The 16,876-nt window shown below is 68.9% G+C and carries 20 protein-coding genes, 1 tRNA gene and 1 pseudogene; 19 read left to right on the top strand and 3 right to left on the bottom strand.

The features are described 5' to 3' along the window. The first annotated feature begins 290 nt into the window (after positions 1–290). The 3 genes and pseudogenes from AB0N31_RS27675 (at position 291) to AB0N31_RS27665 (ending at position 2,097) form a co-directional block, all read left to right on the top strand. Complete coding sequence (locus tag AB0N31_RS27675) at positions 291–1,004, top strand: hypothetical protein (RefSeq protein ID WP_366061149.1); 714 nt, start codon at positions 291–293, stop codon at positions 1,002–1,004. After that, positions 955–1,149 (top strand): annotated as a pseudogene (locus tag AB0N31_RS27670) (helix-turn-helix domain-containing protein); the annotation flags it as partial. The gene AB0N31_RS27675 and the pseudogene AB0N31_RS27670, both read left to right, overlap by 50 nt. A 141-nt stretch (positions 1,150–1,290) precedes the next feature. Next, complete coding sequence (locus tag AB0N31_RS27665) at positions 1,291–2,097, top strand: ImmA/IrrE family metallo-endopeptidase (RefSeq protein WP_366061196.1); 807 nt, start codon at positions 1,291–1,293, stop codon at positions 2,095–2,097. A 71-nt stretch (positions 2,098–2,168) separates the two neighbouring features. Here AB0N31_RS27665 and AB0N31_RS27660 read toward each other — a convergent pair whose 3' ends face one another. Together AB0N31_RS27660 and AB0N31_RS27655 are read right to left on the bottom strand one after the other, a co-directional pair. Beyond that, entirely contained in the window at positions 2,169–2,738 is a 570-nt protein-coding gene (locus AB0N31_RS27660; RefSeq protein ID WP_366061148.1) for a GNAT family N-acetyltransferase, read from the bottom strand. Further along, on the bottom strand, positions 2,735–3,502 hold the full coding sequence (locus tag AB0N31_RS27655) for a GntR family transcriptional regulator (protein ID WP_366061147.1): 768 nt from the start codon (positions 3,500–3,502) through the stop codon (positions 2,735–2,737). Before AB0N31_RS27655 ends, AB0N31_RS27660 begins: the two co-directional genes overlap by 4 nt. Positions 3,503–4,123: 621 nt before the next feature. Here AB0N31_RS27655 and AB0N31_RS27650 point away from each other — a divergent pair. The 13 genes from AB0N31_RS27650 to AB0N31_RS27590 all read left to right on the top strand — a co-directional run bounded on the left by AB0N31_RS27650 (position 4,124) and on the right by AB0N31_RS27590 (position 13,554). Further along, positions 4,124–4,393 (top strand): DUF6284 family protein, encoded by a 270-nt coding sequence (locus AB0N31_RS27650; RefSeq protein WP_366061146.1) that lies wholly within the window; start codon positions 4,124–4,126, stop codon positions 4,391–4,393. Further along, the gene (locus AB0N31_RS27645) at positions 4,390–4,839 is read left to right on the top strand and encodes a Pycsar system effector family protein (protein WP_366061145.1); all 450 of its coding nucleotides are present in this window, start codon (positions 4,390–4,392) and stop codon (positions 4,837–4,839) included. Before AB0N31_RS27650 ends, AB0N31_RS27645 begins: the two co-directional genes overlap by 4 nt. Then, entirely contained in the window at positions 4,836–5,693 is an 858-nt protein-coding gene (locus tag AB0N31_RS27640) for a protein spdB (protein ID WP_366061144.1), read from the top strand. The genes AB0N31_RS27645 and AB0N31_RS27640 overlap by 4 nt, the downstream gene beginning before the upstream one ends. Before the next feature lie 206 nt (positions 5,694–5,899). After that, positions 5,900–6,022, top strand: a complete 123-nt coding sequence (locus AB0N31_RS27635) for a hypothetical protein (RefSeq protein ID WP_366061201.1) — start codon at positions 5,900–5,902, stop codon at positions 6,020–6,022. Beyond that, positions 6,022–6,339 carry a hypothetical protein gene (locus AB0N31_RS27630; RefSeq protein WP_366061143.1) on the top strand — a complete coding sequence of 106 codons (318 nt, stop codon included), beginning with the start codon at positions 6,022–6,024 and terminating at the stop codon, positions 6,337–6,339. Before AB0N31_RS27635 ends, AB0N31_RS27630 begins: the two co-directional genes overlap by 1 nt. 117 nt (positions 6,340–6,456) lie before the next feature. Further along, on the top strand, positions 6,457–8,571 hold the full coding sequence (locus tag AB0N31_RS27625; RefSeq protein WP_366061142.1) for an FtsK/SpoIIIE domain-containing protein: 2,115 nt from the start codon (positions 6,457–6,459) through the stop codon (positions 8,569–8,571). A 207-nt stretch (positions 8,572–8,778) separates the two neighbouring features. Further along, a complete protein-coding gene (locus AB0N31_RS27620) occupies positions 8,779–9,243 on the top strand; it encodes a hypothetical protein (protein ID WP_366061141.1) in 465 nt (154 codons plus the stop codon). 90 nt (positions 9,244–9,333) lie between these two features. Then, on the top strand, positions 9,334–10,239 hold the full coding sequence (locus tag AB0N31_RS27615) for a bifunctional DNA primase/polymerase (protein WP_366061140.1): 906 nt from the start codon (positions 9,334–9,336) through the stop codon (positions 10,237–10,239). Next, positions 10,236–10,586, top strand: a complete 351-nt coding sequence (locus tag AB0N31_RS27610; RefSeq protein ID WP_366061139.1) for a hypothetical protein — start codon at positions 10,236–10,238, stop codon at positions 10,584–10,586. Before AB0N31_RS27615 ends, AB0N31_RS27610 begins: the two co-directional genes overlap by 4 nt. After that, entirely contained in the window at positions 10,583–11,686 is a 1,104-nt protein-coding gene (locus AB0N31_RS27605) for a DUF3631 domain-containing protein (RefSeq protein ID WP_366061138.1), read from the top strand. Before AB0N31_RS27610 ends, AB0N31_RS27605 begins: the two co-directional genes overlap by 4 nt. A 235-nt stretch (positions 11,687–11,921) precedes the next feature. Further along, the gene (locus AB0N31_RS27600; RefSeq protein WP_366061137.1) at positions 11,922–12,122 is read left to right on the top strand and encodes a helix-turn-helix domain-containing protein; all 201 of its coding nucleotides are present in this window, start codon (positions 11,922–11,924) and stop codon (positions 12,120–12,122) included. Beyond that, positions 12,122–13,270, top strand: a complete 1,149-nt coding sequence (locus tag AB0N31_RS27595; protein WP_366061136.1) for a site-specific integrase — start codon at positions 12,122–12,124, stop codon at positions 13,268–13,270. Before AB0N31_RS27600 ends, AB0N31_RS27595 begins: the two co-directional genes overlap by 1 nt. A gap of 35 nt (positions 13,271–13,305) precedes the next feature. Further along, entirely contained in the window at positions 13,306–13,554 is a 249-nt protein-coding gene (locus AB0N31_RS27590; RefSeq protein ID WP_366061135.1) for a hypothetical protein, read from the top strand. Positions 13,555–13,648: 94 nt separating this feature from the next. Here the strand turns inward: AB0N31_RS27590 and AB0N31_RS27585 are convergent. After that, positions 13,649–13,724, bottom strand: a tRNA-Thr gene (locus AB0N31_RS27585). Between the two features lie 243 nt (positions 13,725–13,967). Between AB0N31_RS27585 and ugpC the strand changes: the two genes are divergently transcribed. From ugpC to AB0N31_RS27570, 3 genes are all read left to right on the top strand, one after another. Next, entirely contained in the window at positions 13,968–15,056 is a 1,089-nt protein-coding gene (ugpC, locus tag AB0N31_RS27580; protein WP_366061134.1) for a sn-glycerol-3-phosphate ABC transporter ATP-binding protein UgpC, read from the top strand. A 246-nt stretch (positions 15,057–15,302) separates the two neighbouring features. Further along, positions 15,303–15,758 (top strand): hypothetical protein, encoded by a 456-nt coding sequence (locus AB0N31_RS27575; protein ID WP_366061195.1) that lies wholly within the window; start codon positions 15,303–15,305, stop codon positions 15,756–15,758. A 117-nt stretch (positions 15,759–15,875) separates the two neighbouring features. Then, on the top strand, positions 15,876–16,607 hold the full coding sequence (locus AB0N31_RS27570) for a nucleotidyltransferase family protein (RefSeq protein WP_366061133.1): 732 nt from the start codon (positions 15,876–15,878) through the stop codon (positions 16,605–16,607). Positions 16,608–16,876: the final 269 nt, after the last annotated feature.

Genomic DNA, 16,876 nt, shown 5'->3' with positions numbered 1-16,876 from the left:
CCCAGGCGGGTGTCTGACGCTCCAACCTGGCGTGCGGAGTGCGCGGTTGGCTCGCACAGGACGGCAACGTGCATGCACGTTGCCGTCAGAGTCTGCCGTCAGTCGCGGAACTGAACCTCAGGCTGACTTGTGCTGGCGACCAAAGCTACGGCCAGCCCTCCGCCCCGGCCCACAGCAGCCTCGTCAGCTACGGAACCCAGACGCGCTGCGTTCGGGACCACTGGACCTCAACTTCCCCTTTTTCCACCTCATGTGAGGTAGCATTTGAGGAAGTCGATCACGGAGGTCCAATGTTGAAGCACCCCGCACAACCGCCCGACGGCTCCACCAAGATCGTCTCTCCGGACGAGGCCGATGCTCGTCTCCGGGAGTGGGGACTCTCCGTCGAACATTTCCGAAAGAGTGTCACGTATGGCGATGACGCACGGAAAAGGGTCGATCAGCCCTGGTACCCACGGACGTACGCGGGCGTGGCCATGTGGGCGGAGACACTCGCAGGACTCCGTCGGCAACTGAAGAAGCTGCAGCAGGGCTGGAAGATAGGCCGAACGGGAAACTATGAAACCGTGTACTCCCAGGAGAAGCGCCTAGCTTTTGCCGTTGTAGCGGGCGACAAATACACTGGTACACGAGGTAAGCGCCACCCGAAGCTGACTAGGAAGCGAGGCCCTAAGACCAGGGAGCGAGTGGAGAGGAACGCAGAATTCGTTCAGCCGACTCTCTGGGGAGATATCGGGGGAAACCGCTCTGCATCGCCACAGAGTGCCGACCTGACTCCCGACGAGGACTGCTCAACCTGGTTCCTAGTCGTTCACGCCGACGATGACGAGATTCGTCTAGAGCTCTCGCTGGCACGAGACATTGGAGACGGCCTGGTTGGCGAATGGGTGGAGCGCATCCTCATTCCGCCGATTCCTTCATCGGGAGCGGTAGCACCTATAGAGTCAGACGAGGATGACGATGATGACGGAGAATCAATGGTATTCAGGGCTACTTCGCGATGAAGGACCGTCATTTAACCCCGCAAGGCTGACATCAGCAAGGGAGCGGAGGGGACTTACAAAGCAAGGGCTTGCCGAGCTGTGCAATGTTTCACGTCGCACGGTTACGGCCTGGGAGTCCGGACAGGTAGATTCGCCACCGGTGAAACAGATTGCACAAGTTTTGTCCCTTCCGCAGTCTTTCTTTCTATCGGATGACCCACCCCAGCTGAATGAAGAGTGGGTCGCTTTTCGCGCCCTCTCGTCGATGACAGCTCGACAACTGAGGCGGGTACTTGCTGTTAGCTCCATGGCGATCGAGCTGAGCGGGTGGATCGATAAGCACTACGGCACACCAACCACCGACCTGCCCGATGTCGCAGATCCGCCCGACGTCCCTCCAGCCGTAGTCGCCGAACAACTGCGGTCCACCTGGGGACTACACCAAAAACCTATCAAAAGCATGTTGGCCCTACTTGAGCGAAGGGGCGTTCGCGTCTTCTCGCTCCCAGCCGCCGATCGCGAAATCGACGCCTTCTCCTTCAAATATGAGGGCCGCCCATTTGTGTTTCTAAACACAGACAAAACAGCCGAGCGGACGAGATTCGACCTAGCCCACGAACTAGGACATCTGGTGCTACACGAGACCACCAACATGAACCGCTCAAGGCAGATAGAGCAGGAGGCTCATGATTTTGCCGCAAGCTTCCTAGTGCCAGCGGATGGCCTATACGCTCAAGTAGTAGGAAAACTTCGCCTAGACGACGTATTCAAGCTGAAGAAGTATTGGAAAGTTTCAGCCCTTGCCATGGTCGAGCGCCTTTACAGGCTTGAGTTCATTTCAGAGTGGAACAGAAGGCAATGGCTAATTGAATTGTCCGAGCGAGGATTCAGGACCGCCGAACCAGATGGAATTCAGGCGGAGCCTTCCAAGTTCCTGACCGAGTTGTTTAAACTGGCCAGGGAAGACGGGTGGACATCTCGGGCAATCGCCGACTACCTAAGAGAAAGCGAGAAAGACCTTGACGCACTGGTCTTCGGACTAGCCATCGCAGCCGTACCTGGCGGAGGCCAAAAGAGCCCGGCAGTAACAGGCCATCTGAAAGTCGTAAAGTAATAATGCGCCCATCACAGGGATTCCATGATGGGCATCGCAATTAATGGCAAAAAACACTTACCGCCTGGCTATTAAGCTGCGAAAGGGAGCCGTGCCGGAGTTGGTGTACGGTCAGTGAACCCGTGGTTTGCTGGCCGTGCCGCTCGTTGTGCAAGCCACCCAGAGACCCGTGGTCCGCCATTCACCGCAGTGCCCTCCCGGACCGTGCGGAGGTGCGTGAAGCCTTGCTCGAGGTAGTACCGCTGGAGAGCTTCGTTCGTCGTCCATGCGTCCAGTCGGACCCACCGCGCGCCCGCGCGGTGGGCGCGGTCACCTGCCCAATCCAGCAGTCGCGCACCAAGGTTCTGTCCCGCGTACTCGCGAGCAACAGTGAGCTTGTTGATGAACATCGAAGGTTCGGCCAGTTCGTCCTCAGTCCACAGCCCTTCTTCCGCGTCCGGCGTGATCGTGATCGTGCCCGCCGTCATGTGCCCGTCGCGGAGCATGAAGACCGTGCCCGCTTCGATCGTGGCCAACAACTTGTCTGCCGGGTACGGGCGGCTCCACTGGTCGGAGCCGATGCCGCGCAGCCAAGCTGCTGCCTCCTCACGGAAAAACAGCAACTTGGCCACGTCGTGCGGTTCGGCGGTTGTGATGATCACGTGTTCTCGCTTCGGCCGGCAAGGTCGCCGATCTCGTAGTTCATCCGGTTCAGGTCGCCCCGGAACGTCGTGATGGTGCACCGGATGGGACGGTCTGACGAGTAGCCCGTACGCGTCCAGAGCAGTACGGGCACGCCGGCGCTCATCTCCAAGAGGCGAGCCTCTTCCGGCGTCGGCATACGCGTCGCGATCTCGTCGAAGTAACCGATCTGCTCGATACCGCGAGCGGCCAAGTACCTCGTGGTCCCCTCTTCGATGTCCCCGGGTTCAGCCAAGCGGGGTGACTCTTCGATCAGCCATGCCGGGTAGTACGTCGCCTGCGTGGACCACGGCACGTCGTCCACGTACCGGTGACAGAACCGCAGAACCGCCTTGCTTCCCTTCTCGATCTTCAGTCGTTCCGCGACCTCTTCGGGCGCGGGCAGCATCTCTACGCGGAACGTCTGGTGGGGCCGACGGCCGGCGTTCGTGACGTCGGTGCTGTAGGCATCCCCGTTGTGCGGGAAGTTCAGGTTCTCGAAGCGCGAGGCGTTGAGTTCGAACACCTCATGTGAACGAACCTCGTACCCCAGCCCTTGGCTGGACGTGATCAGCCCTTCGCCGACCAGCAGGGCGAGCCCGGACCGCACGGTGTTGCGGGAGGCGTCGAACCGGGCTGACAGCTCGCTCTCTGAGGGCAACCGACGGTCGCGGTCGAACGCGCCGTTCACGATCTCGCGACGTAGGGCGTCGGCCACCTGTCGGTACTTCGGTTGCTTGCTCATGCGCCCATCATGACGCACTCGCTCAACTTGTTGGTACATGTGGGCCCCAATCTCTTGACGGCTTGCCGTCTGCGGGTGCAGCATCACTGCATCAGCTTGTACCAACAAGTTGAGCAAGCGGAGCAATTCCCTTGAGTTGCTTTCGCCTGCGCAGATGCAGAGGGCGGGGACGCTGCAATCCCGCTAAAGGCCAGGTGGAACAGGGTTTCGGCCCGTACTGGCGAGGTGGCCCGGTGACCGCGAGCAACGGCCGGAGGGTGGGGACGTGGTCCCCCTTGCAGTGCTGTTTCCGTGCCCCTTCGACCTGGGAGTTCCGATGCTTCGACGAACCCTGTGGGCGTCGCCGTGATGGACCGGCCGGCGGCGCCCGTACGCAACCCCGGCCCGTGAGCTGTACATCCGCTCGCGGGCGATCCGGTCCGCCCCTCTTCCTGCCATCGCAGCGGCTAGCGCTGCGGCCGGTTGCCTCCCTCGCCCGTCCGGCAGCGCCGTGTGCGCTGGTCGTACGGGCGGGGTGGCAGGGAGCCGGAACCTTCTGTCTCCAACGGCGCGCGGCCCCGGTGCTGGAACACCGGGGCCGCTGTTCGGGCCGTTCACCCCTGTGGAAGGACACACGACCCAATGGACCACATCGTGACTGTTCAGGACGCTGTTACCGCGTTCGCCGACTTCATGGAGCCGACGGCCGCGGAGCTGGACGCGATCGAGCTGGAGGCCCCGCTGATCGCGGCGGAGGTCGACTTGCTCGACGCGCAGATCATCACGTTGGACCGCACGCCGAACGAGATGGACGCCCGCCGCATCCGCCGGGCCCGCCACCGGGTGCTGGCCGCGCGGCGGGACCTGGTCAACCGCACCGCCGGTACGAGCCTGTCGGGCGGTGCGGCATGAGCACTGCGAACGAAAAGCTGAGTGCTGCGCACGCCGAGGTGAAGGCGGAGATCGCGCGGACGGACACCAAGACGGGTCTGCTGCTGGCGTTCGTCGGCGCGGTCCTCGCCGCCGCCGTGCCGCTGGCCCGCGACCTTCCCCTCAACCCGGCCGCATGTCTCGCGGGCGGGGCGGGGGTGGCGGTGCTGGTCGCGGCGGCCGTCCTGCTGCTGCGCTCGACCCGGCCGAACCTGCGGGGCCGGCACGGCTTCCCGCTGTGGGCCACCCTGACCGCCGCCGAGATCACGGCCACGGTGAGCAGCAACGATCTGGCCGCCGACATCGCCGGGCTGTCCCGGCTGGCGGTTGCCAAGTTCACCTGCCTGCGCCGCGCGGTCGACCTGACCCTGGCCGGCGCCGCCCTGCTCGTCCTCGCCGCCCTGATCGCCCTGGGAGGTGCGGCGTGAACGCCAAGACCGTGCTGCCCGCCGTCGCGATGACGGCCGTGTCCATGGTCCTCACCCTCGCCGTGGTGATGATGTGGCTGGGTACCGCCGTACCGTGGCCGGTCGCCCTGGTCGTCGGGCTAGGCATCGACGGGGGATGGCTGGCCACCCTCGCCTACGAGCGCCGTCTCGCGGCGCAGGGCGACCACAGCACTGCGGTGACGGCCGTCGGCTGGTCCTTCGGCCTGATCGCCACCGGCGTCCTCGTGGCGCACGCCGTGACGGCCGAGCACTCCACGGGCGCGTGGCTGGCCGTGGCGTGGCTGCCGGTCGCGGCCAAGGCCCTGTGGCTGGTCCACGGGCTGTGGGAGCGCACCGCGCTCACCCCGTCCGCCCTCGGCGCCATCCGCGGGATTCAGCAGGAAGCGCGCGACGAGGCGGCCGTGGCCCGCGCCCGCCTACGGGCGGAGGCCGCCACGGAGGAGACGCGGTTGATGGCCGTGACGCAGGCCGGGGCCCGCGTCGCCCGCGTCCAAGCCCGCACCGCCGACACCCTCGCCGGGGCGTGGTCGACGCTGGAGCGGGCGCGTGCCGGGGAGGACACCGGCAGGGCCCTGACCAGCGTGACGGCCCGCGTCACACCCGGCGTCACATCCCGCTGGGACCTCCCCGTCTGGGGCCCCACCGAACCGGTCCCCGCCCTGGAGGGGCCCGCGCTCACCGATGCGGAACTGGACGCGCTGGTCGACTCCATCCGGCACAGCCAGACCCCGGCCCTGTCGTATCGCGAGATGGCCGTCCGCTTCCGCGCGGCCGGCCACTCCGCCTCCGAAGTCCGCCTACGCGCCGCCTGGAAGCGCGTAGTGGCCGCCTGACGGCAGCGCTGCCGGTCGGCAGCTACAGGTTGTCCAGAATCCGCGCGATGACGGACGTTCCCCGGTACTTCCAGCGGTGCTCACGACTACAGAAGCGCCGCCGTCGCCACCAGCTCGGCTGCTGAACCGGCTGCTTGCACCACTTGCACGGGCGGGTTCGCCCGCCGGCACTCGATCCCCCACCCATGCCGCGACCTTAGCGGCCTGTGCCGGGCCCGACCGCCCGCCGCACCTGCCAGCGGGATGCCGGATACGTCATCCCCGCCGCGCTCGGCACCTACGTGCCGTGCGCCTACCCCGACCCGCACGGCTCCGAAGGGAACACCTGATGGGCAACTCCGACCTGCGCCGCTTGGACCGCGAGATCGAGAAGGCCATGAAGAAGCTGGAGGCCGTCCGCCGTGGTGAGTGGTGGCCGCTGAACGGCAGCGAGCGCCGGGCCATGGCCCGCGCCCTGGCCGGCGGCGCCTACCAGATCACCCGCGGCCGCAGCGCGGGCCGTGCCGAGCAGCGCATGGACACCACCGGCACGGCCGCCGAGATGCGGCTGAACGCCGAGCTGACCGCGCTGCACGGCGAGCGTCAGCGGCTCATCACCGAGGCCGCCCGCGCCAAGGCCGCGAAGAAGTCGTCCGGCTGGTTCTGACCAGCCCAACCCCTCGCACGCCGGGGTGGCCGCTCTTTCCACGGACCCGGCCACCCCGGCACCTGCACTCCCACTTACTCCCGCCCCCGAGAGGGGGCAGTCAGGAGCAGTTCCAGCATGTCTGAGAACGTCGTTCACCTCCACAAGCCCACCGACCCCCCGGCCGACGGCACCGCCCCCACCGTGCTCACGGTCGTGCCCGACGCCCCGCCGGCGCGGCCCGTGCCGCTGTGGGTGCGGTCCGGTCGGGCGGTGAAGACGGTCGTCACCCACGAGACCACCCGCGCGACGGTGCGGGCCGCTGCTCGGCACGCGTCCTACACGTTCAACGGTGGGCGGATCGTGGCCCGCCGCACCTGGGACGGCCGCACCGGCTCCCGGTACGAGCGGATGATCCGGGCGGCGGAGGCCGCGGGGAACCTGGAAGCGGCCGAGGAGTGGGAGGAGCGCTTGCAGCGCTTCCGCGCCGCCCGCCACCACCGCCGCATGGACCTGCTCCACTCCCCGGTTGAGGCGGCCAAGGGCGTGGCCGTCGGCGCCGGCATGAGCATCGGTGTCCTGGTCGCTCTCGGCGTCGTCATGGCCATCAACACCGGCCAGGCCAAGGACGTCATCACCCCCCTGTCGGCGACCATCGACTTCATCGCCCTGCTCATCCGCATCGTGCAGATCGTGTGGGGTCCGGCGCTCACGATCGGCCCGTTCCTCGCCCTGCTCGCCCTGTGGTCGGTGGGCCGTAAGCAGCACGCCGCCCCCGCCTGGGCCCTGCCCGCCAACGTCCGCAGCAGCGAGGGGGAGCCGATCACCCCGTCCATCGTGGTCAAGGCCCTGCGCGACCTCGGCGTCCCCGCCCTGGCCCGCGCCATCAAGGAAATGGGCGACGCCGGCGCGTCCATGCTCGGACCCATCCGCATCGCCGGATGCGGCGTGGAGGTCGACGTCACCCTCCCCTCCGGGGTCGCCACGAACGAGATCCAGCAGCGCCGCCGCAAGCTCGCCGAGAACCTCACCCGACACGAACACGAAGTGTTCATCACCATCCCGACCGCCGCGCGCACGGTGCGGCTGTGGATCGCCGACTCCGGCGCGCTCGACGAGCCGATCGGCCCGTCCCCGCTGGTCACCGACGAGACGATCACCGCCGACTACGCCAAGGGAAAGGCGCCGTGGGGGCAGGACCTGCGCGGGGACGCCGCCGCCATCAGCCTCTACCAGCGGCACCTGCTCATCACGGGTCTGTCGAATCAGGGCAAGACCGCCGCGCTGCGCGCGCTCGCCCTGTGGCTCGCCCTGGACCGCTCCGTGCAGTTCCTCATGGGCGACCTCAAGGGCGCCGGCGACTGGGCCATGTTCGATGGCCTCGCCACCGTGCTCATCCAAGGGCCCACCGATGAGCACGTGATCGAGGTGACCGAGATGGTCGAGAGCGCGGTGGACGAGATGAACCGGCGCCTAACCGCGCCGCCCGGCACCGCGTTCCCGCCGCTGATCGTGCTGGTCGACGAGGCGCAGGTGGCGTTCATGTGCCCGGCCGTGGACGACGAGAAGCGCCCCTATGGCGGGTCCAAGGCCAAGTCCCGGTACTTCACCGCCGTCCGCAAGATCCACAACCAGGGACGCGCGGTCAACGTGCTGATGTGGCAGGGCACTCAGGACCCCACCGACCAGAACCTGCCCAAGCTCGTGCGCGAGGGCGCCCACACCCGCGCCTCCCTCGCCCTCGGCACCGAATCGCAGGCTCGCATGGCCCTGGGGGACAAGGCCGTCGACGGCGGGGCCGCGCCGAACCTGCTGCGGCCCGGCCTGGACAAAGGCACGGTGGTCGTCGCCTCCGACGGCATCGCCATTCCGGCCGGCCAGGCGTCCATCACCGTACGCACGCACTACATCGACACCGAAGTCGCCGCCGCCCTCGCCGACCGGGCCAAGGCCCTGCGCGACGGGGTGACCACCCTGCACGTGATCGAGCGGGGCGAAGACCGTGACCCGCTCGCCGACATCGCCACCGTCCTCGGCGACGCCTCCCGCGTCCTCACCCAAGACGTCCTCAAGCGGCTCGCCGCCCTCAACGCCGACGCCTACGGCAAGTGGTCGTTCATCGACCTCAAGCGCGTCCTCGACGGCACCGGCGCCGAGCCGTACAAGTCCGACGGCCGCATGGTCATCGGCCGCGACCGCCTCACCCGCGCCCTCACCAACCGCGACGAGCAGGGTTCCGCTTCCACCGACTGACGGCAGGGAGCCGACCCCGCGCGGGCCAGGGAGACAGGGAGAACTCCCTGAACCCCTCCCTGCCCCGCCTCCCTGCCCCTGACCTGCACTGATGATCCATCAGGGAGGCAGGGAGGAGAGCAGGCCACACCCCCGAAAACCCCCGCCACAGCCCACCCCGCAGAGGGTGTCACCGTCTCCCTGACCCATGTTCGGAAAGGATTCCGCATGCACCCCGAGACCGGCCCCACCCCGCCCGCCGTGCGGGCCGTGGAAGTCCACCAGCCCACCCCCCTCACCCCCGCCGCGCCGTACGCGGCACCCCTCACCGCCGTCCAGTCGCACACCGTGCCGGCGGTGGCGAGCGTGATCCTGCCGGACGGCCGCGTCGTCACCGGCTACGCCATCGACCACGCCCGCCCGGAGCCGGTGACCGCGAAGCCGGCCGTCTCGCAGATGGCGGTGAACGTCGCCCTCGGCGGCGTCGGGTTCCTCGCCGTCTGCGGCGGACTGCTGATGCTCACCACGTTCATCACCGCGCTGGCCGCGCTGGTCACCCAGCTCATCACCCTCGCCGCGGTCATCTTCGGCGGATGGATCGCCATGCAGGTCCTCGGCGGCAACCGCCACGGGGCCGGGACCACGGTCCACATCCGCAAGGCCGTGATCAAGCGCAACCACTTCCACCGCTAGCTACGCCAAGGGCGGCCCCCTCGTCTCGCCAAAGCCGCGGGGCCGCCCTTGCCCAACCCGTCCGCAACAGACCTGTTGGAGGTATCCAGCATGACCTATGACGCCCGTTCCGCGCTGCTGCGCGCAGCGCTGAACGCCGCTGCCCGCGGCTGGCGCGTCTTCCCCCTGCGTCCCGGCACCAAGCGCCCCGCCCTGCACGGGGAGACCGCGTGTCCCGGTACCGGCCCGTGCGTGAGCGGTCACGCGAAGTGGGAGGACCGCGCCACCTGCGACTCGGACCGTATCCGCGCCACCTGGTCGCACGGCGCGTACAACGTCGGTATCGCCACCGGTCCCTCCCGCCTGCTGGTCGTCGACCTGGACGTGCCCAAGGACAAGGGCAGTTCGGACGCGCCTTGCGGCGCGGCAACCTTCGCAGCGCTCTGCGAGCGCGCCGGCCACGCCGTCCCGGCCACCTACCGAGTGCGGACCGCGAGCGGCGGCGAACACCTGTACTTCACCGCCCCCGACGGGGCCCGGCTGACCAACACCGCGGGCACCCTCGCCCCGCTGGTCGACACCCGCGCCTGGGGCGGCTACGTCGTCGCCGCGGACTCGATCACCCCCGCCGGACGCTACGAAGCACTGAGCAGCCCCGAGACGGCTGCACTGCCCGGATGGCTGCACAGCATCCTGCAACCGGCCCCCAGGGCCGTACAGGCGCCCTCGCTGGCCGTCACCGTGCAATCCCGCCGATACGCGGACGTAGCACTCGCCAACGAGGTGCGGAACGTGGCTGCGGCTCAAGTCGGCGAGCGGGAAGGGACATTGTTCCGTGCCGCGCGCGCCCTGGGGCGGTTCGTCGCGTGGGGCGACCTCCCTCGGCACATGGTTGAGCAGGCTCTTCAGGAGGCGGGGGAGGCGGCCGGCCTCACCGTCGCCGAGTGCCGCTCTACGCTGCGCAGCGCCCTCAACTGGTCCATCACCCACAACTCCGCACGCCGGGAAGCGGCATGAGCGCCCCCTCCCGCCCCCGCCTGAAGAGCATCACCCCCACCCCGACCGGCCCGCCCGCCGCTCCACAGCCTGTGGACCCGGCGGCCGTGGGCGAGCCGAAAGGCGCCGCCCGCAAGGGCGCCCGAACAAGTTCTGACCCGCACCGGCCCGACGGCCGTTACCCCGTGGCGTGGCTGCACATCACGGCGCCGCGCGGTGCCACCCCCACCGCCACCTCGAAGTGCCTGTGCGGGTGGGACCGCAGCACCATCGGCCACACCCGCGTCCTCGCCCTGATCGAAGCGCACGCCGCTCACCGAGACCTCTGCCCGCTCCGCAACCCCCAGGAAGGAAGGGTCGCCGCATGACCACCGCCATCGACGGGGCCGCGCTGCTGGACGAGGTGGAAGCTTTCCACCGCCGCTTCAACGTCTTTCCCACGCCGGCCGCCTATGTCGCCGTGGCCCTGTGGGACGCGCACGCGCACCTGCTCGACTGCTTCGACTCCACCCCGCGGCTGGCGTTCCTGTCCCCCGAACCGGGGTCGGGGAAGTCGCGGGCGCTGGAGATCGTGGAAACCCTCGTGCCGCGTCCCATGGTCGCGGTGAACGCGTCCGCCGCCGCGCTCTTCCGCTCCGTCTCCGGGCCCGACGGCCGGCCGACGATCCTCTTCGACGAGATCGACACGATCTTCGGCCCGAAGGCGGGAGACAACGAGGAATTGCGCGGGTTCATCAACGCAGGCCACCGCCGCAAGGGCGTCACCTACCGGTGCGTGGGCGACAGCCAGACCGTGACCCCGTTCCCCTCGTTCACCGCCGTCGCGGTCGCCGGGCTCGGCTCCCTGCCGGACACGATCCTCACCCGCTCCGTGATCATCCGCATGCGCCGCCGGGCCCGCAACGAGCGCATCGAACCCTTCCGCGCCGGCCAGCACGAACCGGAGGGCAACGCCCTGCGCGACCGCCTCGCAGCATGGGCCGACCAGACCCGCGAAGCGGTGAAGGGCGCGTGGCCCGCGATGCCCGACGGGGTCACCGACCGCCCGGCGGACGTGTGGGAACCCCTGCTCGCCGTCGCCGACGCCGTCGGGGGCGACTGGCCCGACCGGGCACGGCAGGCGTGCGTGGCGCTGGTCAAGGCCTCGCAGGCCAACGATAAAGGCAGTCTCGGAATCCGGCTGCTCACCGACCTGCGCGATCACGTGCTGATCGGTGTGGACCGGCTCCCCACCATCGCCATCCTGGACCGGCTCAACGCCCTGGACGACGCCCCGTGGGCGGACATGGGCGGCCGGCCGCTCGACAACCGGCGCCTGTCCAAGATGCTCGGCGAGTACATGACGGCGGACAACGAGCCGATCGCCTCCCGCAACATCCGAACCAGCGGTGGCGTCCTCAAAGGCTTCTACGCCGAGGACCTCACCGACGCATGGGCCCGCTACTGCCCGCCCCCTCCCCGTCCCTGAGAAGCGCTACATCCGCTACAGCCGCTACAGCCCAGGTCAAAGGCCCTGAACCTGTAGCGGCAACCCCCTCGTGTAGCGGCTACGGCCCCGCACCCCACCGCGCGCCGTAGCCGCTACATCGCCGCCATCCGCTACACAAAACACCCCCTCTGACCTGCGATGTAGCGGATGTAGCGGATGTAGCGGACTTCCCAGAGGGGGGTCGGGCGCCCCACACGACCTTCGGAGGACCTCCGTGCGCTCCGTCCTGTCCGCAGTACCCGAAGCCCTCACCGTCCCCGAGGTCATGACCGCCCTGCGGCTGAGCCGCAGCAAGGTCTACGACCTCATCCGATCCCGTCAGTTGGCGAGCTTCACCGTCGGCCGCTCGCGGCGCATCGCGCCCGAGAGCCTGCGCGCCTTCATCCAGGAACAGATCGAGGAGAACGCAGCCTGATGGCACCCCGTAAGAGGAACCCGAACGGCGCCGGCAGCATCTGGCAGCGCAAGGACGGGCGCTTCGAGGCGCGCGTCTACGTCCCCCAGCCCGACGGCACCCGCAAGCGCAAGACGGTCTACGGCGCCACCTGGGAGGAGTGCGACGAGAAGCGGCAGGAACTCGTACGCCGCGACCGTCAGGGCATCCCGACGCCGTCCCGGTCGGCGAAGCTCTCCGAGTGGCTGCCGTACTGGCTGGAGGAGTACGTCAAGCCGCACCGGAAGCGGACGACGTACGTGAAGTACGAGATGCACGCGCGGCTCTACCTCGTGCCGCTGCTGGGGAGCCGACGGCTGGAGTCGCTCACCACGGCGAACGTCCGGCAGATGCTCGCCAAGGTCACCGCGCAGGCGTCGACCGCGACCGCGAAAGAGGCGCACCGAGTGCTGCGCACGGCGATCACAGCCGCCTGCCGCGACGAACTGATCAGCCGCAACGTCGTCCAGCTGGTCCCGGCGCCCCGAGTCGAGCCGCGGGAACTGCGCCCCTGGTCGCTGGACGAGACCCTGACGTTCCTGGAAGCCGCACGGACCGATCCGCTCTACACCGCGTTCGTCCTCGCCGTCGCCCTCGGCCTAAGGCGCGGCGAGATCCTGGGGTTGCAGTGGAAGGACGTTGACCTTGACCGGCGCACCCTCACCGTCCGAACCACGCTGAACCGAGGCGGCAAGGAGCTGTACCTGGACACCACGAAGAATCGGCGCGCGCGGGTCATCCCAATTCCGCTGATGTGCGTGGCGCCGCTCCGGTGGCAGCGGCTGCGGCAGGCTGACCGGCGCACGACGGCCGGCGCGGACTGGCACGAGAGCGACCATGTGTTCACGACCCGCAGCGGACGGCCGATCGAGCCGCGGAACCTCTACCGGTCGTTTCTGCGGATCGCTGAGTCCGCAGGTCTGCCACAGGTCCGGTTGCACGACACCCGCCACGGCTGCGCGTCCCTGCTCTTCGCGGCCGGCGTCGCGCCCCGCACCGTGATGGAGATTCTCGGACACTCGCAGATCGCGGTGACGATGAACGTGTACACCCACGTGAGTCACGACGACCGGCGGGAGGCCATGGGCCACATGGACCGCCTGCTCAAACGGCGCCCGCCAACCGCCTGAGAGACTGGCAGCACGCTGAGGCGAGGGGGACTGGGATGGTCGGGTTCGGGGTCCTGGGTCTGGCGCTGATGGTCGCGGCCATCGCCTGGACCGTCCTGGGGGTACACGCTCTGTTGCTCGGCCGTATGCCCGGCCGGCGGCTGCCCCGACTGGTGCGACAGCCCAGACTGTGGGGAGCAGGGGCCCTACTCGCCCTGCTGAGCGCGAATCTGGAGTCCCCGTCGTTGTTGGCGGTCAGTGTCGGGCTCATGGCACTGGGTCACGTCGTGAAGCCGGCGGGGTGACCCTGCCCCTGACACTGAGAGACGACTGCCGTCAAGAACTACCGTCAACGCCCCCGCGATCCAAGATCGTGGGGGCGTTGTCCCTGGTCGGGCATGGAGCCCCCTGTCGGACTCGAACCGACGACCTTCGCTTTACAAGAGCGGTGCTCTACCAACTGAGCTAAGGAGGCGTGCGCGTCGCGTGCGGCGGGCGCGCCCGAGCAGTGTACCCAGGTCGCCGGGGGCCCCTGTCGAGAATTTCCGCGAAGTTCACATGCCTCCGGGTGCTGACAGACCGGGCGAACGCCAGGTAGCGTCCAGATCCGGTTCACTCGTGTGGACTACACCTTCCCGGATCCTGCCCGGGACGGCTCACCACCTTCCTACAACGGATCGTCCGGCACGTTCCTGCCGGTAGAAGGGGGCCCATCACCATGGCCACTGTCACGTTCGACAAGGCGACCCGGATCTACCCGGGTTCCACCAAGCCCGCCGTCGACGCGCTCGAGATCGACATCGCGGACGGCGAGTTCCTCGTCCTGGTCGGCCCGTCGGGCTGCGGCAAGTCCACCTCGCTCCGGATGCTCGCGGGGCTCGAGGACGTCAACGGCGGTGCCATCCGCATCGGTGACCGCGACGTCACGCACCTGCCGCCGAAGGACCGGGACATCGCCATGGTGTTCCAGAACTACGCGCTCTACCCGCACATGACCGTCGCCGACAACATGGGCTTCGCGCTCAAGATCGCCGGTGTCAACAAGACGGAGATCCGGCAGAAGGTCGAGGAGGCCGCGAAGATCCTCGACCTCACCGAGTACCTGGACCGCAAGCCGAAGGCCCTGTCCGGCGGTCAGCGCCAGCGTGTCGCGATGGGCCGCGCCATCGTGCGCGAGCCGCAGGTCTTCCTCATGGACGAGCCGCTGTCCAACCTGGACGCCAAGCTCCGTGTGTCGACGCGTACGCAGATCGCCTCCCTCCAGCGCCGTCTGGGCATCACCACCGTGTACGTCACCCACGACCAGGTCGAGGCGCTGACGATGGGTGACCGCGTGGCGGTCCTCAAGGACGGTCTGCTCCAGCAGGTCGACACCCCGCGCAACATGTACGACCGCCCGGCGAACCTCTTCGTGGCCGGCTTCATCGGCTCCCCGGCGATGAACCTCGTCGAGGTCCCGATCGCCGACGGCGGCGTGAAGTTCGGCAACTCGGTCGTGCCGGTGCAGCGTGACGCGCTCTCCGCCGCCACCGACAAGACGGTCACCGTCGGCGTGCGTCCCGAGCACTTCGACGTGGCCGGCGCCGACTCCGACCAGGGCCTCGCGGTCGTCGTGAACGTGGTCGAGGAGCTGGGCTCCGACGCCTTCGTCTACGGCACCGCCACGGTCGGCGGCGAGTCGAAGGACCTCGTCGTCCGCGTCGGCGGCCGCAACGTCCCGGAGAAGGGCAGCACGCTGCACGTCGTGCCGCGCGCCGGCGAGACCCACGTGTTCTCGACCTCCACGGGCGCGCGCCTCTCCGACTGAGCGACGACCGAACCGCGCTCGGCCGGGTGAGCCACCTGCACCGACGAGAAGGGCCCCGCGGCAACTGCCGCGGGGCCCTTCTCGCGCGGGGTCCGCACGGACGCCGGAAACCCCGGCACAACGGGCTTTTCGAGCAATGAGCGTCAACGCCTTACCCAAAAAGAGGCACCACTCCATCCCCCGACCGGGTGACTGAATGTCGCCAAATCATTACCCCGCGCTACCCTCACACGCGTGAAGCACTCCGTGAACCACTCCGCCACCCAACCGTCGCGACGCGGCCAGGGCCCCGCCCGACGGATCGGCCGCTCGCTCGCCCTCGTCCTGCCCGTCGTCATGGTGCTCTCGGGAACCCTCGCGGTCACCCGGGTCAACTGGTCGGGGAACCCCTCGGATTCGGTGCTCACCGCCTCCGACGTCTCCACCGTCCGCCGCACCGCGCAGGACGCCGCCAAGGCCCCGCAGGACGTCCTGCGCGACCGGCTGCTGACCGAGCTCCAGGAGAAGGACCCGGGCACCGCGCTGACGCACCTCCAGGCCGCGGTGAACGGCAAGCCGTCCCTGGCGAAGCACTGCACCTCCATCGCCCGCGCCCTGGGCCGCGCCGCCGTCCGCGTCTACGGCCCCTCCCGCGCCCAGTCCTACACCCGCCCGGTGTGCGACACGTCCTTCGCCTCGGGTGTCCTGGCGGCGCACGGCTAGGGTCTTCCGTTCGGATCAGGCCGGGCTCGGCCCGATCCGAACGGGCGGACCGCGGGGCGTCGTACGCCTCGCAGGGGAGCCTCTCGACGGGTCGGGGGCGCCGCGTACAGTTCGGGCATGACCGATCCGCGCGCCGCGTCCCGACCCACGCAAGCCGTCATCCTGGCCGGCGGCCAGGGGTCGCGGCTGCGCCCCTACACCGACGACCGGCCCAAGCCGATGGTCGAGATCCCCGGGACGGGGACGCCGATCATCGGCCACCAGCTGGGCTGGCTCGCCGAGGAGGGCGTGACGGACGTCGTGGTCTCGTGCGGCCACCTCGCCGACGTCCTCGAGAACTGGCTGAGCTCCGCCGACCTGCCGCTGAAGGTCACCACGGTCGTCGAGACCGAGCCCCTCGGCCGCGGCGGCGGCCTGAAGTACGCGGCCGCCCGTCTGCCCCACCCCGAGCGGCCCTGGTACGCCACCAACGGCGACATCTGGACCCGCTTCTCGCTGCGCGACATGGCTGACTTCCACACCGAGCGCGGCGCGGTCGCCACCCTCGCGCTGGCCCGGCCGCGCATTCCGTGGGGGGCCGTGCAGACGGACGGCTTCGGCCACATCACGGACTTCATCGAGGCCCCGCCCACGACGTACGAGGTCAACGCCGGCGTCTACGTCTTCTCCCCCGAGTTCGCCGGGCTGCTGCCCGAGCGCGGGGACCACGAGCGGACCACCTTCCCGCAGCTGGCCCGCGAGCTGCGGCTGGCCGGGTTCCCGATCCCGCAGGGCGCTTACTGGCGTGCCATCGACACGGCGAAGGACCTCACGGAGGCGGCCAAGGAGCTGGCGGCCCTGGGCCGCTGACGGCCGGACACCTCCGTACGACGACGGGGTCCCGCTCGCTCGAGAAAGCGAGCGGGACCCCGTCGTCGTACGGGCGGAAACGGCTAGGGCGTGTTTCGAAAGTAGCGTCGTCTGCCCGAAGGGCAGGCCCGGCGGCGTCTGGTGCGTGCGATCGCAAGGCGGAGGGTCGCCCCCATACTGGTTGTATCGGGGCGATCCCGACAACGCGGCGAGCGTGCGTGCCAGGCGTCGCCGGGCAGACGGGACTTTCGAAACACGCCCTAGATCCG

The organism is Streptomyces sp. NPDC051051, assembly GCF_040682975.1.
In the GTDB taxonomy this organism is placed as follows: domain Bacteria; phylum Actinomycetota; class Actinomycetes; order Streptomycetales; family Streptomycetaceae; genus Streptomyces.
This window is presented reverse-complemented; position numbering and strand designations above follow the sequence as displayed.

Coding starts and splice junctions, on each gene's coding strand:
- AB0N31_RS27675 (WP_366061149.1), top strand. CDS start 291: ATGTTGAAGCACCCCGCACAACCGCCCGACGGCTCCACCAAGATCGTC.
- AB0N31_RS27595 (WP_366061136.1), top strand. CDS start 12,122: ATGGCACCCCGTAAGAGGAACCCGAACGGCGCCGGCAGCATCTGGCAG.
- AB0N31_RS27625 (WP_366061142.1), top strand. CDS start 6,457: ATGTCTGAGAACGTCGTTCACCTCCACAAGCCCACCGACCCCCCGGCC.
- ugpC (WP_366061134.1), top strand. CDS start 13,968: ATGGCCACTGTCACGTTCGACAAGGCGACCCGGATCTACCCGGGTTCC.
- AB0N31_RS27590 (WP_366061135.1), top strand. CDS start 13,306: ATGGTCGGGTTCGGGGTCCTGGGTCTGGCGCTGATGGTCGCGGCCATC.
- AB0N31_RS27630 (WP_366061143.1), top strand. CDS start 6,022: ATGGGCAACTCCGACCTGCGCCGCTTGGACCGCGAGATCGAGAAGGCC.
- AB0N31_RS27610 (WP_366061139.1), top strand. CDS start 10,236: ATGAGCGCCCCCTCCCGCCCCCGCCTGAAGAGCATCACCCCCACCCCG.
- AB0N31_RS27570 (WP_366061133.1), top strand. CDS start 15,876: ATGACCGATCCGCGCGCCGCGTCCCGACCCACGCAAGCCGTCATCCTG.
- AB0N31_RS27665 (WP_366061196.1), top strand. CDS start 1,291: ATGGCGATCGAGCTGAGCGGGTGGATCGATAAGCACTACGGCACACCA.
- AB0N31_RS27655 (WP_366061147.1), bottom strand. CDS start 3,502: ATGAGCAAGCAACCGAAGTACCGACAGGTGGCCGACGCCCTACGTCGC.
- AB0N31_RS27615 (WP_366061140.1), top strand. CDS start 9,334: ATGACCTATGACGCCCGTTCCGCGCTGCTGCGCGCAGCGCTGAACGCC.
- AB0N31_RS27605 (WP_366061138.1), top strand. CDS start 10,583: ATGACCACCGCCATCGACGGGGCCGCGCTGCTGGACGAGGTGGAAGCT.
- AB0N31_RS27650 (WP_366061146.1), top strand. CDS start 4,124: ATGGACCACATCGTGACTGTTCAGGACGCTGTTACCGCGTTCGCCGAC.
- AB0N31_RS27645 (WP_366061145.1), top strand. CDS start 4,390: ATGAGCACTGCGAACGAAAAGCTGAGTGCTGCGCACGCCGAGGTGAAG.
- AB0N31_RS27620 (WP_366061141.1), top strand. CDS start 8,779: ATGCACCCCGAGACCGGCCCCACCCCGCCCGCCGTGCGGGCCGTGGAA.